Annotated in this window: 13 protein-coding genes; 6 read left to right on the forward strand and 7 right to left on the reverse strand. The window is 63.4% G+C overall.

The features are described 5' to 3' along the window. Nucleotides 1–84 precede the first annotated feature (84 nt). From HU770_RS05810 to HU770_RS05825, 4 genes are all read right to left on the reverse strand, one after another. A complete protein-coding gene (locus HU770_RS05810) occupies nt 85–459 on the reverse strand; it encodes a hypothetical protein (protein ID WP_186657494.1) in 375 nt (124 codons plus the stop codon). Nucleotides 460–564: 105 nt separating this feature from the next. Then, complete coding sequence (gene sixA, locus HU770_RS05815) at nt 565–1,023, reverse strand: phosphohistidine phosphatase SixA (RefSeq protein ID WP_033699251.1); 459 nt, start codon at nt 1,021–1,023, stop codon at nt 565–567. Then, a complete protein-coding gene (locus tag HU770_RS05820; protein ID WP_027592856.1) occupies nt 1,020–1,367 on the reverse strand; it encodes a DUF4389 domain-containing protein in 348 nt (115 codons plus the stop codon). Before HU770_RS05820 ends, sixA begins: the two co-directional genes overlap by 4 nt. A gap of 35 nt (nt 1,368–1,402) precedes the next feature. Further along, nucleotides 1,403–2,428 (reverse strand): NAD(P)H-dependent glycerol-3-phosphate dehydrogenase, encoded by a 1,026-nt coding sequence (locus tag HU770_RS05825; protein ID WP_186663268.1) that lies wholly within the window; start codon nt 2,426–2,428, stop codon nt 1,403–1,405. Between the two features lie 147 nt (nt 2,429–2,575). On the opposite strand from HU770_RS05825, the gene HU770_RS05830 reads away from it, so the two are divergent. The 5 genes from HU770_RS05830 to fabB all read left to right on the forward strand — a co-directional run bounded on the left by HU770_RS05830 (nt 2,576) and on the right by fabB (nt 9,496). Continuing rightward, the gene (locus HU770_RS05830; protein WP_186663270.1) at nt 2,576–4,723 is read left to right on the forward strand and encodes a TonB-dependent receptor; all 2,148 of its coding nucleotides are present in this window, start codon (nt 2,576–2,578) and stop codon (nt 4,721–4,723) included. Beyond that, the gene (locus HU770_RS05835) at nt 4,723–5,613 is read left to right on the forward strand and encodes an ABC transporter substrate-binding protein (RefSeq protein ID WP_095063688.1); all 891 of its coding nucleotides are present in this window, start codon (nt 4,723–4,725) and stop codon (nt 5,611–5,613) included. Before HU770_RS05830 ends, HU770_RS05835 begins: the two co-directional genes overlap by 1 nt. Then, a complete protein-coding gene (locus HU770_RS05840; RefSeq protein WP_186663272.1) occupies nt 5,610–7,541 on the forward strand; it encodes a response regulator in 1,932 nt (643 codons plus the stop codon). The genes HU770_RS05835 and HU770_RS05840 overlap by 4 nt, the downstream gene beginning before the upstream one ends. Before the next feature lie 207 nt (nt 7,542–7,748). Next, entirely contained in the window at nt 7,749–8,264 is a 516-nt protein-coding gene (gene fabA / locus HU770_RS05845) for a 3-hydroxyacyl-[acyl-carrier-protein] dehydratase FabA (RefSeq protein ID WP_033699257.1), read from the forward strand. Nucleotides 8,265–8,275: 11 nt separating this feature from the next. Further along, a complete protein-coding gene (gene fabB, locus HU770_RS05850; protein WP_033699258.1) occupies nt 8,276–9,496 on the forward strand; it encodes a beta-ketoacyl-ACP synthase I in 1,221 nt (406 codons plus the stop codon). Nucleotides 9,497–9,567: 71 nt separating this feature from the next. Here fabB and HU770_RS05855 read toward each other — a convergent pair whose 3' ends face one another. Continuing rightward, nucleotides 9,568–10,572: an amidohydrolase family protein gene (locus HU770_RS05855; RefSeq protein ID WP_186663274.1), complete on the reverse strand. Its 1,005-nt coding sequence runs from the start codon at nt 10,570–10,572 to the stop codon at nt 9,568–9,570. A gap of 115 nt (nt 10,573–10,687) precedes the next feature. On the opposite strand from HU770_RS05855, the gene HU770_RS05860 reads away from it, so the two are divergent. Further along, a complete protein-coding gene (locus HU770_RS05860; RefSeq protein WP_186663276.1) occupies nt 10,688–11,551 on the forward strand; it encodes a pirin family protein in 864 nt (287 codons plus the stop codon). 31 nt (nt 11,552–11,582) lie between these two features. Here HU770_RS05860 and HU770_RS05865 read toward each other — a convergent pair whose 3' ends face one another. Both HU770_RS05865 and htpG read right to left on the reverse strand, forming a co-directional pair. Continuing rightward, complete coding sequence (locus HU770_RS05865; RefSeq protein WP_186663278.1) at nt 11,583–12,308, reverse strand: dienelactone hydrolase family protein; 726 nt, start codon at nt 12,306–12,308, stop codon at nt 11,583–11,585. A gap of 62 nt (nt 12,309–12,370) precedes the next feature. After that, entirely contained in the window at nt 12,371–14,275 is a 1,905-nt protein-coding gene (gene htpG, locus HU770_RS05870; protein WP_033699263.1) for a molecular chaperone HtpG, read from the reverse strand. Nucleotides 14,276–14,319: the final 44 nt, after the last annotated feature.

Consider the following 14,319-nt stretch of genomic DNA (forward strand, 5'->3'; position numbering starts at 1 on the left):
TCCGGACGGGGGATGATGGCCCATTGTGTGCATCGCGAGGCTGCTCGGCAATGTTTGGAAAGGTCATCGGCGAGGGCTATCAGGTCATCTGCTGCGATCCAGACTGACCAGTGAACGCTGCAGGCAGGCCTGCATGTAGGCCAACTGGCTCTCGAGCACTTCGCGGGCCAGACGCTGGTCATGGTAATCGAGCTGCAGCCTGCGCAATGCCAGGCAACTGGTCTGCAGCAAGTGGGAAACCCGCAGGCAGGCCTCTTGCAGGGCACGCAGGTCTTCCTCGCCCTGTTGCCTGGCGCTGGCTTCCAGCCCGTGATGGCCACGCACCTTGCCCATCAGATGATAGAGCTTGGCGTCGGCCGAATCGCGCAGCAGGCTGTACTGGGCAAAGTCGAGCAACTCGCCTTCCTGCACCTTGTCCACGGTGGGCTGCAAGTCCACGGAGCGTAACAACGCCTGCATCTGCCCTTTCATCAATCGCTCCCTGCCATCCACTCGTCGGATAGGGGCAACGCTAGCAAGCTGCCAAGTGCAGCGGCAACTGACAATAATGCCAGTTGCCAGGCATCAGGACGGCGCGTTAAGCGCGCGCAAGCTCATCAGGCCGGCCAGCGGCCAGTCCCCCTCCAGCTCCGCCAGGCTGGCGGTACTCATGGCCGCCGGTTGCTGTAGATGACCATGTTCAAGGGCACCGACCAGCGTCCCCACCAGCGGTTGGTGGCTGACCAGCAGCACGTGTTCCAGGCCCAGCCGTTCGATTTCACCGATCACCTGCTGCACGTCGCTTTCCGGCGTCAGCCAGGGCACGGTGCGCACAGGTTCGGCAAAACCCAAGGTGTCGTGCACCAGGGCAGCCGTCTGCTGAGCACGCACGTATGGGCTGGCGATGATCGCCTGCAACGGCTGCCCGAGCAGGCGCGCGGCACTGTGCAGGACCTGCTCGCGGCCATGGCTGGTCAGGCGCCGCTCGGCGTCGGTGTTGGCCCGCGGCTCCGCCTCACCGTGGCGCAGCACCCAAAGCTTCACAGCTTGGGCTCTTCGTCACGCACCGGGTGCGGCGCCGGTGCCACGGCATGCGGTGCTTCGCCTTCTGGCGCACGGGGCGCTGGCCAGTCGGCGAATGGCCAAGGCTTCTGGTCGCTGTGGAAGCTGCCGAAGCGGCCGATCTGCGCCAGGTACTGGCTAAGGCTGTCGCCGAAGTTCATCAGGCTGGCGCTGGGCGCGCCGTACACCAGGCGGTAGATCAACTGCACCAGCACCAGGCCGCCCAGCAGCAGTTCGGCCAATTGCCAGACCACCAGGAACACCAGCATCCACAGTACCCGCAGGATGATCGACTCGCGCTGGGCGCGTTCGGGCGTATCGTTCATGACTCGCTCCTTGCTTTGTGAGGGCCGCGGACGGCTCAATTGAAACCGCTGATGGAAATGAAATCGACGTCGGTCTTCGGCTCGGCGCGCATCAGGTGCTCGATCACCTGGTTCAAGGTACAGCCCTCGAACAGGATGGCATGCAGGCCTGCCACCAGCGGCATGTACACCTGCACTTCCTGGGCCTTGGCCTTGAGCACCTTGAGGGTGTTCACCCCTTCGGCGACCTCGCCCAGCCGATTGACGGCCTGCTCCAAGCTCAAGCCTTGCCCCAGCGCGTGACCTACCTGGTAGTTGCGGCTCTTGGGCGATGAACAGGTGACGATCAGGTCACCGACCCCGGCCAGGCCAAGGAAGGTCATCGGGTTGGCCCCCTGGCTCACGGCAAAGCGGGTCATTTCGGCCAGGGCACGGGTGATCAGCATGCTCTTGGTGTTCTCGCCCATGCCCAGCGCCACGGCCATGCCGGCAATAATGGCGTAGACGTTCTTCAGCGCGCCACCCAGTTCGACGCCGAAGCGGTCGGCACTTGCGTAGACGCGGAAGGTGCGCCCATGCAGCACGGCCTGCACCCGCTGGCAGAGCGCTTCGTCTTCGCTCGCGACCACCGTGGCGGTGAGTGCGTGCTCGGCGATCTCGCGGGCCAGGTTTGGCCCCGACAGCACGCCGATGCGGGCCTCGGGGGCGATTTCTTCGAGGATCTGGCTCATCAGCTTGAAGCTTTGCGCCTCGATGCCCTTGGTCAGGCTGACCAGGCACTTGCCACGCAACAATGCAGCATGCGGCGCCAGCACGCTGCGTAAAGCGCTGGACGGCAAGGCGACGAAGACCAGGTCGCAGGCCTGCAAGGTTGCCAGCAGGTCATTGACCGGCTCGACCCCATCGTGCACGCGGATGCCTTTGAGGTAGCGTGGATTCTCGCGGTTCACGCGCATGGCCTCGGCCTGCTCCGGGTCGCGCATCCACTGGCGCACCGGCACACCGTTTTCCGCCAGCAGGTTCGCCACGGCGGTGCCGAAGCTGCCGCCGCCCAGAACTGCAACAGGTTGCTGTTCAGTCATATCCAATCCGTTAAAGCCAAAAGTTAAGTGGCGACCAGGGCATTATACGGCTCGCCTGCCATGCGCCAAGGCTAGCAACGCAGATTGCACAGACAGGGCAACCAGATCCCAGCCAGATCACTGGCAAAAGCCCCACGGTCGGTTAACATGCCTGTTTCATCTCTGAAACAAGGTCGTACCGTGTTGCCTGGCACGCCCCCCTACCCGCGTCTTCTACTATTGACCGCCTTGCTCGGCGGCCCGGCCATGGCCGACGATCTGTTCATCGACAACGCCGACCTGCCGCAGGTTCTGACCGCCACCCGGCTCAAACAATCCCCGGCGGCGGTGCCCGGCAGCATGACCGTGCTCGACAGCGAGCTGATCCGCGCCAGCGGTGCCCGCGACATCCCCGAACTGCTGCGCCTGGTGCCCGGCATGATGATCGGCTACGGCGCCGGCAACCAGCCGACCGTCAACTACCATGGCAGCAACGTCAATGACGCCCGGCGCATGCAGGTGTTGATCGACGGCCGCTCGGTGTACCGCGCAGGCCTGGCGACGGTGGACTGGAGCGACATCCCGCTGGCCATGGAGGACATCGAGCGCATCGAGGTATTCCGTGGCCCCAACACGGTCAGCTATGGCGCCAACGCGCTGATGGCCGTGGTCAATATCCTCACCCGCAACCCCGCCGACAGCCATGGCACGCGCCTCAAGGTCACCCGTGGCCAGGACGGCATCAACGATTTCTACGCCAGCCACGGCTTCGGCTGGGACGGCGGCGACATGCGCCTGTCGGTGTCGGGCCAGCAGGACGATGGTTTCGACAAGGACCAGTACGGCCAGGACTACCGCGACAGCCGCCGCCTCACCCGCTTCAACCTCAGTGCCAGCCACAGCCTGGCCCCCGACCAGACCCTGGAATGGCAACTGGCGGCCAAGGAAGGCAGCAACCAGCGGCCCTACACCTACCAGCCGGTGTTCCCCTATGTGACCGAGCGGGGCGACAGCGCCGACGTCAATGCCAAGGACTACGCAGGCTCGGTACGCTGGAACATCGACTTCAACCCCGATCACAGCCTGTACGTGCAGGGCTCGGCCCAGCACTTCGACCGCCAGCAGGTCTGGCGTGCCTGCGACGCGGCGCTGTCGTTCAGCCCGGAGCTGACCCGGCTGTGGCAGCTCAACCCGAACTTTGCCGAGCTGGTGGCGCGCGGCGCCAACAACCCCCCGCGCAGCAGCAACCCCGAAGAACAGGCCTTGGTCGAAGCCATCCAGGCCCAGTGGAACAGCGAGGGCGGGCGCAATGTGGTCTGCGGCGATGTCGACCAGAGCACCCGCGAAACCCGCTACGACCTGGAAATCCAGGACACCCTGAGCCTGACCGACAGCCTGCGCCTGCTCAGCGGCATGAACTTGCGCTATGACCGCGCCGACTCGCAGACCTATTTCAATGGCAGCCTGGACGACCAGACCTGGCGCCTGTTCGGGCAGTTGGAATGGCGCGCCGATGAGCACTGGATCATCCAGGGCGGCGCGATGTTCGAGGACTCGCGCCTGTCTGGCAGCTCGCTGACCCCACGCGTGGCGGTCAACTACCTGATCACCCCACGCCATGGCCTGCGTGCGGTGTATTCCGAGGCAGTGCGTTCACCCGACATGTTCGAGAACAACGTCAACTGGAGCTACACGGTCAAAAACCTCAGCCCCAATGCGTTTGGCCAGCAACACGGTGAGTATTTCGTCAAGACGCGCGGCCCGGGCGACCTCGACCAGGAGCGCATGCGCTCGCGCGAGCTGGGCTACAACGGCTACTTCAGCGACCTCGACCTGAGCATGGATGTGAAGGTGTTCTACGACGAAATCACCGGCATGATCAGCGAGCCGCTGAAGAACAACCAGTACATCGCCAGCAACGCCAACAAGGCCCGCTTCACCGGCAGCGAGGCGCAACTGGACTGGCGCCCTACCCTGCGCGACCGCCTGCGCGTGACCTACGCCTACGTCGATGCCTGGGCCAGCAACCCCGACGACCGACGCCTCAGCGCCCGCAACAGCGGCTCGGCTGGCTGGATGCGCGAATGGGGCGATGGTTGGTCGAGCGCGCTTTTCTACTACGGTGACGATGCCCTCAACCAGTACCGCTACGAGCGTTTGGACCTGCGCGTGGCCAAGCGTTTCCGGGTACAGGGCAGCAACCTGGAACTGGCAGCGCTGTGGCAGCAACGCCTGGACGATGAGCCGACTACCGCACTGCAAAACCGTTACGACAGCCGCCATCGCCTGAGCGTCAGTGCGGAGCTGGAATTCTGATGGCCCGCCTGCTGCGCCTGCTGCTGCTTTGCCTATGGCCCCTGGGGCCGCTGTGGGCCAGTGATATTCTGCTGGTCGGTGGCGAAGACCAGCCCGGCATTCGCAGCTTCGTCGCGGCAGTCGAAAGCCATCGCCCGCAGGATCGAGTGCGCTTCCAGACCACGGCCGATTTGCCGCGTCCAGGACGACTAAAGGCCGACCAGCGTCTGGTGCTGCTCGACAGTGCCGCACTGGAGTGGCGCCTGAGTGAAAGCGCCGGGCCGCCGGCACTGGCCATGCGGGTAAGCCGGGTACAGGCTGAACAGCGCCTGGGAAAGTCACGCCCCGCCTTCCTCACCCTGCTGTGGAGCGACCCGCCGCTGGCCCGCCAACTGCGCCTGGCGCGCTACCTGCTGCCACAAGCACAACGCATCGGCGTGCTTTACGGTAAGCACAGTGCCTTTCTGCTCGATGAGCTTCGCCATGCCGCCCGCCCCCTGGGCCTGGAGATCATTGCCCAGGACTGGCCCGACCCGCGTGACAGCCGGCCCCTGCAATACCTGCTGGGCAACAGCGACGTGCTGCTAGGCCTGGACGACCCCGCCCTGTACAACCCCAAGACCGCAAAAAACCTGCTGCTCAGCAGCTATGGGCGGCAAATGGCGTTGATCGGCCCGAACGCAGGCTTCGTCCGCGCAGGCGCCCTGGCCAGCACCTACAGCGACCAGGACGACTGGTTGGCGGTGCTCGACCACTTGCTCGACCAGCCTCCGGCACGCTGGCCGCGCAGCCTTTACCCCGCGCGCTACGGCGTCAGTGGCAACCAGCAAGTGGCACGCGCCCTGGGCCTTGAACCCATCGATCCGAACGCCGCCGCCAAGGCCCTGGCCGAAGGAGAATCCACCCCATGAGCAGACGCCTGAGCTGGGACATCCACACCCGCACCCAGATCATCAGCCTCGGCCCCGCCTTGCTGCTGACCTTGCTGCTGATCAGCTTCTTCACCTTCGTGCGAATCCAGGACTTGCGCCAGGAGCTCAACCACACCGGCCAGCTGATCGCCAACCAGTTGGCGCCGGCCTCCGAATACGGGGTGATCTCGGGCAACAACGAAGTGCTCGAAGGGCTCATGCGCGCCACCTTGAGCATTCCGCACGTACGTTTTCTGGAGGTGCAGGACAGCCGTAACCACATCCTGGTCTACGTCGAGCAGTCTGACGAAAGCGCCAACCGGGCGCAGCGGGTGGAAGTGTTCCAGGCCCCGATCCGCCTCCAGCAGATCCGCCTGGACACCGACTTCCTGCAGCCGGGCAAGGTTTCTTCCCCGGCCATCGGTGACGACTACCTGGGGCGGGTGATCGTGGGCATGTCCGACGATGCCTTCAGCCAGCGCCAGCAGGAAATCGTCATCAAGGCGGGCATCCTGGCCCTGTTCGCCCTGCTGTTCACCTTCCTGCTGGCACGGCGGCTGGCCGTCAGCCTGGCCAAACCCATCAGCGACATGGGCCATGCGGTCAAGGCTATTCAGCAAGGCGAATACAACACCCCGCTGCCGGTGGTCGATGACAGCGAGCTGGGCCATCTGGCGCGCCACATCAACAACCTGGCCAGCGCCCTTGAGCAAGCCAGTGACGAGCAAAAGCAAGCCATCGCCCAGTTGACCCAGGCACGTGAAGAGGCCGAACAGGCCAACCGCGCCAAGTCGGACTTCCTGGCGATGATGAGCCATGAGCTGCGCACCCCCATGAATGGCGTGCTGGGCATGCTGCAGCTGCTCGAAACCACCCCACTGACCAGCGAACAGGCCGACTACACCGCCGTTGCCACCGAGTCCACCGGGCATTTGCTCAAGGTCATCAACGACATTCTCGACTTCTCGCGCATCGAGCGCACGGCGCTGGAGCTGGAGCGCATCGACTTCAACCTCGGCGACCTGATCGCCAGCAGCGTCCAATCGTTCCAGCACAGCGCCCAGCAACGCGGCCTCGGCCTGCATCTGCACATGCCCGAAGGCATCGAACACTTGAGGGTGAACGGCGACCCGACGCGGATCCGGCAGATTTTGCTGAACCTGGTCGGCAATGCCCTGAAGTTCACCGAGCGAGGCCAGGTGCAGGTCGAGGCGCGTTGCCAGGTACTGGACCGACAACTGCTCTGGTTCACCTGCAGCGTGCGCGACACCGGCATCGGCATCGACAGCGACCGCCTGGAAATGATGTTCGTCGCCTTCCAGCAGGCCGACAGTTCGATTTCCCGGCGCTATGGCGGCACCGGCCTGGGCCTGTCGATCGCACGTACCCTGGCCGAACGCATGGGTGGCAAGCTGCGCGGTGAAAGCCGCGAGGGCCTGGGCTCGACCTTCACCCTGGAAATGCCCTTGGCCCTGGCCGCACCTGCCCCGGTGCAACTGCCCGCAGCGGTGCGCGAGCAGCGGCCGCTGGCCGGTAGCGAGCGGGTGCTGCTGGTGGAGGACAACCAGGTCAATCAGAATGTCATAGAAGCCATGTTGCGCAGCCTGGGGCTTGAAGTCAGCGTGGCGGCAGACGGCCTCCAGGCAGTCGAGCAGGTCAGCCAGCAACGCTTCGACGCCATTTTGATGGACTGCCGCCTGCCAAACCTGGATGGCTATGAAGCCACCCAGCGCATCCGCCTGCTGCCCAACGGCATGCACCTGCCGATCATCGCCTTGACCGCCAACGCCCTGGAGGGTGATCGTGAGCGCTGCATGGCCGCCGGCATGGACGATTACCTGAGCAAACCCTTGCGCCGCACCGAACTGCAACGCGTGCTGCAACGCTGGTTACCCGGTCAGACAACCGCGACTGGCGATAAATGCTAAAGTGCGGCAGTCTTAAGGACTGGACAGGACCTTCTTCGGGCCTGAAAATAGACGTTTCAGTGCACACCTGTACTTCTTTCGTCTGGTGCACTGTGACTTTCACCACAACGCAATAGTCTACCTGTAGGCTGCCGCCCCGGAGTCATCGCTTTTCGGGCCGGCCGGGAAGATTCATCCCCTGCCGCAGGGGGTTATTGAGGAGCTCGCATGACCAAACAACACGCCTTTACTCGGGAAGACCTGCTGCGCTGCAGTCGCGGTGAGCTGTTCGGCCCAGGTAATGCGCAACTGCCCGCGCCGAACATGCTGATGGTCGATCGCATCACCCATATCAGCGAAGAAGGCGGCAAGTACGGCAAAGGTGAATTGGTCGCCGAGCTGGATATCAATCCGGACCTGTGGTTCTTCGCTTGCCACTTCGAAGGCGATCCGGTCATGCCGGGCTGCCTGGGCCTGGACGCCATGTGGCAGCTGGTCGGCTTCTTCCTCGGCTGGCAAGGCCTGCCGGGCCGCGGCCGCGCGCTGGGTTCGGGCGAAGTGAAATTCTTCGGCCAGGTATTGCCTACCGCCAAGAAAGTCACCTACAACATTCAAATCAAGCGCGTCCTGAAGGGCAAGCTGAACATGGCCATCGCCGATGGCTCGGTCAGCGTCGACGGCCGCGAGATCTACACCGCCGAAGGCCTGCGGGTCGGCGTGTTCACCTCCACTGACAATTTCTAAGGGTTATTCGCATGCGCCGCGTCGTTATCACTGGTCTGGGCATCGTATCGTGCCTGGGCAATGACAAAGAGACCGTCACCGAAAACCTGCGTAACAGCCGTCCGGGTATCCGTTTCAACCCGGAATACAAGGAAATGGGGCTGCGCAGCCAGGTTTCCGGGTCCATCGACCTCAACCTCGAAGAACTGATCGACCGCAAGGTCTATCGCTTTGTCGGCCACGCCGCGGCCTACGCCTACCTGGCGATGCAGGACGCAATCAAGGACGCCGGCCTGACCGAAGAGCAGGTTTCCAACCCGCGCACCGGCCTGGTTGCCGGTTCCGGCGGCGCCTCGACCTTGAACCAGATGGAAGCGCTGGATACCCTGCGCGAGAAAGGCGTCAAGCGCGTCGGCCCGTACCGCGTCACCCGCACCATGGGCAGCACCGTTTCGGCGTGCCTGGCCACCCCGTTCAAGATCAAGGGCCTGAACTACTCGATCTCGTCGGCCTGCGCCACCTCGGCACACTGCATCGGCACTGCGCTGGAGCAGATCCAGTGGGGCAAGCAAGACATCGTCTTCGCCGGTGGCGGTGAAGAAGAGCACTGGAGCCAATCGTTCCTGTTCGATGCCATGGGCGCCCTGTCGACCAAGCGCAACGAAACCCCTGAACTGGCCTCGCGCGCCTACGACAACGACCGTGATGGCTTCGTCATCGCCGGCGGTGGCGGCATGGTGGTGGTCGAGGAACTGGAGCACGCACTGGCCCGTGGCGCCAAGATCTACGCCGAAATCGTCGGCTACGGCGCGACCTCCGATGGCTACGACATGGTCGCCCCAAGCGGCGAAGGCGCCATCCGCTGCATGCAGCAGGCGCTGGCCACCGTCGACACCCCGATCGACTACCTGAACACCCACGGCACCTCGACCCCGGTCGGTGACGTTGCCGAGATGAAGGGTGTTCGCGCAGTGTTCGGCGACAAGGCACCGAAGATCAGCTCGACCAAGAGCCTGTCGGGCCACTCGCTGGGCGCCGCAGGTGTGCACGAGGCGATCTACTGCCTGCTGATGATGGAAAACAACTTCATCGCCGGCTCCGCCAACATCGACGAGCTGGACCCGGAAGTCGCTGACCTGCCGATCCTGCGCAAGACCGAAGAAAACGCCAAGATCGATACGGTCATGAGCAACAGCTTCGGCTTCGGCGGCACCAACGCCACCCTGGTGCTCAAGCGCTGGGCTGGCAAGTAAGGCCGTGACGCAATAATGAAAACGCCCCGACTGGTTCGGGGCGTTTTCTTTTGTGTTGCCGGTACCGGCTGCTAGCGTGCCCTGGGCAACACCGCGAGGAAGTTATCCCGCGCCACCTGCTTGGCCACCGCTTCGGGCAAGGCATCCAGAAACGGCTTGAAGCCGTGCATCTCCTCCCCCAGGCTGCCAAACCGCCCCACCACATCCGACCCCAGCATGAAGCGCTCCGGGTAGCGCTTGACCAGTTCGACCCAGGCCTTGCGCGGCACGCCCTTGTCGTCCAGCAAATAGGGCTTTAGCACACTCCACGACAAATCCACATACAGGTTCGGGTAGTCCTTCAGCAAACGCGTCAGCACCGGCAACAGAAAGTCCATCTGCGTCTGATGCCGATGAATCTCCATGCTCGTGCCCGCATGCGCCCAGATAAACCGAGTATGCGGATGATTACGCAGCGGCTCTTCGATTTCGGCCAGGTACAGGGGGTTGCGCTCGCGCTTGGAGGTGATATTGGAGTGCAGCAGCACCGGCAGGTCGCGCTCTGCCGCCAGGTGATAGATACGCGTCATGGCTTCGTTGTTGGCACGCGGCGTATCGCCGCTGGTCAGGGCCGTGAGGTCATCATGACGGGTGAACACCTCGCCGATGCCTTGCCAGAGCCCGGGGTACAGCTCGAGCATGCGCTCGATGTGGCTGACAGCGTTCTTGTCCACCGGGTTGAAGCCCGTCAGAAACGGATGAAAGCGCCGCCGCTGCGCCTCTGGCAGCTTCTCAAGGGCTGCGGCGACGTAGGTATCGGTCGCGCTGTACCAATAGGCATCGGCGTCATCACCTGCGTAATAGCGCGGGCGCTTGGGTTCGTCCTCGTGCCATTTCTTGGCCACCGGGATGCCGGAGATCATCGACTGCTCGATGCCCGCCTCATCCATGGCCTTGATCAAGGCCGGCATGCCCTCTGTCTCCTGGAAAAAGTCGACGTAGTGCAGGTGGGCGTCACTGTAGCGGTAGTCGCGCGCCTGTGCCGGCAGGCACAAGCAGCCGGACAACAACGCACAAGCCAGCGCTCTGGCGATCATGGGCAGCTTCCTTCTCCAAGTACGAACAGGGTAGACCGACTGGCCCGCGCCGCAGTTCAGCAAACCCCGGCAAACCGCTATGCTTGGAGCACTTGCAACCTGCCCGGAGCCCACCATGAGCAGCCCCCTGGTCATCCGCCCACGTGCCGAGTCGGTCGAGGGCCAGCCGATCCTACGCCCGCTGCCATCTGCGCAGTGCCGCAGCGTCGGCCCGTTCGTGTTCTTCGACCATATGCTCGAAACGGACTACGCCCCAGGCCGTGGCATGGACATCCGTCAGCACCCGCATATCGGCCTGTCAACGCTGACCTACCTGTTCGAAGGCGAGATCCTGCACAAGGACAGCCTAGGGTCCGCGCAGCATGTGCGACCAGGCGATGTCAGCTGGATGACCGCTGGCAGTGGTGTGGCGCATGTCGAGCGCACACCGGCCGAGGCGCTTGCCCGTGGCTCGCGCCTGCACGGCCTGCAGGTCTGGCTGGCGTCGCCGCGCGCGCTCGAGGAGGGCGCGCCAAGCTATAGCCATCACCCGGCGGCAAGCCTGCCGGTCAGTGATAGCCTGGGGGTACGCATCTGCATGATTGCCGGCCACGGGTTCTGCCTTGAGTCGCCGGTACCGGTGCTCTCCCCTACCCTCTACGCCCATGTACACATGCAGCCGGCGACCACGCTGCAGGTAGCGGATGAACATGCGCAGCGGGCGCTGTATCTGCTTGACGGCGAGCTGGTACTGAACGATGAGGCGGTCGAGCCGTGCAGCCTGGTGGTGCTGCCGGAGGGCGAAGCGGTCACCTTGTACGCAGAGGGTGAATGCCAGCTGGTATTGATCGGCGGCGAACCGCTGGATGGGCCGCGACGGATGAACTGGAACTTCGTGGCAAGTGACCCGGCCTTGATCGAGCGGGCCAGGGTGAGATGGGCTGCGGGGGATTGGCCGACGGTGCCGGGGGAGACTTCGCGGATCGAGTTGCCACGGTGATGGGGGGCCGCTGTGCGGCCCCAGTGCACCCTCAGCGCTGAAACACTTCGCTCAGCAGGTTGTGCATCGAGCGGAACGCGCGCTCCGCGGTACGACGGTCGTACTGCATCTTGCCCGGCACGTTCGCATTCGGGTCGGTAAACGAATGCACCGCGCCGCCATAGCTGAGCAACTGCCAATCGACCTTGGCCGCATTCATCTCGTCTTCGAAGGCTGGCAATTGCTCCTTTGGCACCAGCGGATCGGACGCACCGTGCAGCACCAGCACCGAGCCCTTGATGTGCTTGGCATCTGCCGGGTTCGGCGTATCCAGGGTACCGTGGAAGGAGACCGCAGCCCTCAGGTCGGCACCCGCACGCGCCAGTTCCAGCGCACAGCAGCCGCCGAAACAGAAGCCGAAGGTGGCCACCTTGCCAGGCTCCAACAACGCCTTGGACTGCGCCAGCAGTTGCGAGAGTGCTTCCTGCATGCGCTTGCGCAGCTCTGCGCGGTCGTTCTTCAATGGCATCATCGCCGCCCCGGCCTCATCGGCATTGGACGGCCGCACCGACTGCCCATAGAGGTCGGCAATCAGCACCACATAGCCCTTCTCGGCCACTTCCCTGGCAATGCGCTCGGCACCTTCGCCAATACCCATCCAGTTCGGCGCCATCACCAGCCCCGGCCGCCGCAACGCACCAGGCTCGTAGACCAGGCGGCTTTCATAGGCCTTGCCAGACAGGTGATAGACCAATGATTCGACGATTACCTTGCTCATCAAGCACTCCTTAGCATTCACCATGAAAAAGCCCGCCGAAGCGGGCTTATCGATGCATCAACTCAAGCAGACAGCTCGACCAACAGCTTGTTCAGGCGACGAACGTAGGCCGCCGGGTCCTTGAGGCTGTCGCCGGCCGCCAGGGCCGCCTGATCGAAGAGGATGTGCGAGAGCTCAGCGAAGCGGTCTTCGCTCTGCTCGTGGTCCAGCTTCTCGATCAACGGGTGGCTCGGGTTGAATTCGAAGATCGGCTTGGAATCCGGCACCTTCTGCCCGCTGGCTTCGAGGATCTGGCGCATCTGCAGGCCCAGGTCCTGTTCGCCAATGGCGAGAATTGCCGGCGAGTCGGTCAGGCGGTGGGAAACACGCACCTCGGCAACGCTGTCACCCAGCGCGCCTTTCAGGCGCTCGACCAGGCCTTCTTTGTCTTTGGCGACTTCTTCCTGGGCCTTCTTGTCTTCCTCGGAATCCAGCTTGCCCAGGTCCAGGTCGCCACGGGCGACGTCGACGAAGCTCTTGCCGTCGAACTCGTTGAGGTAGCTCATCAGCCACTCATCGATACGGTCGGTCAGCAGCAGGACCTCGATGCCCTTCTTGCGGAAGACTTCCAGGTGCGGGCTGTTCTTGACCTGCGCATAGGTTTCGCCGGTGAGGTAGTAGATCTTGTCCTGGCCTTCCTTGGCGCGGGCCAGGTAATCGGCCAGGGCGACACTCTGCTCACCGCTGTCGTCATGGGTGGAAGCGAAGCGCAGCAGGCCTGCGATCTTCTCTTTGTTGGCGAAGTCCTCGGCCGGGCCTTCCTTCAGCACTTGGCCGAAGTTTTTCCAGAAGCCCTTGTACTGCTCTGGCTCGTTTTTCGCCAGCTTCTCCAGCATGTCCAGCACGCGCTTGGTCAGCGCGGTCTTCATCGAATCGATGATCGGGTCTTTTTGCAGGATTTCGCGAGAAACGTTCAGCGACAGGTCGTTGGAATCGACCACGCCCTTGATGAAGCGCAGGTACAGCGGCAGGAACGACTCGGCCTGGTCCATGATGAACACGCGCTGCACATACAGCTTCAGGCCACGCGGTGCTTCACGCTGGTACAGGTCGAACGGCGCGCGGGCCGGGACGTACAGCAGCGAGTTGTATTCAAGCTTGCCTTCGACCTTGTTGTGGCTCCAGGCCAGCGGGTTCTCGAAGTCATGGCCGATGTGCTTGTAGAACTCCTGGTATTCCTCGTCCTTGATCTCGGTACGCGGACGGGTCCACAGGGCACTGGCACGGTTGACGGTTTCCCACTCAACGGCTGGCTGCTCCTCGCCTTCTGCAGCTTCCTGCTCTTTAGGCAGTTGGATCGGCAGGGCAATGTGATCGGAGTACTTCTTGACCAGGTTGCGCAGGCGCCAGCCATCGGCGAACTCCTGCTCATCCTTCTTCAGGTGCAGCACGATGCGGGTGCCGCGCTCTGGCTTGTCTACGGTAGCAACTTCGAACTCGCCCTCGCCTTTGGACGACCAGTGCACGCCCTCGGCAGCCGGCTGGCCTGCGCGACGGCTGTAGACGTCGACCTTGTCGGCAACGATGAAGGCCGAATAGAAGCCCACGCCGAACTGACCGATCAGGTGCGAGTCCTTCTTCTGGTCACCGGTGAGGTTCTTCATGAAGTCGGCAGTACCGGACTTGGCGATGGTACCCAGGTGGGTGATGACGTCTTCGCGGCTCATGCCAATGCCGTTGTCGTCGAGCGTGATGGTGCCGGCGTCCTTGTCGAAGCTCAGACGAATGCGCAGATCCGCGTCGCCTTCGAGCAGCTCTGGCTTGGCCAGGGCTTCGAAACGCAGCTTGTCAGCCGCGTCAGAGGCGTTGGAAACCAGCTCACGCAGGAAGATTTCCTTGTTCGAGTACAGCGAATGAATCATGAGGTGCAGCAGCTGCTTTACCTCGGTCTGGAAGCCCAGGGTTTCCTTTTGTGTTTCCACACTCATGGTCTTCAAAACTCCGATCTGATGGCAGTGGGCGCCTGCAGCCG

This window comes from Pseudomonas sp. SWRI68 (genome assembly GCF_014269165.1).
Taxonomy (GTDB): domain Bacteria; phylum Pseudomonadota; class Gammaproteobacteria; order Pseudomonadales; family Pseudomonadaceae; genus Aquipseudomonas; species Aquipseudomonas capeferrum.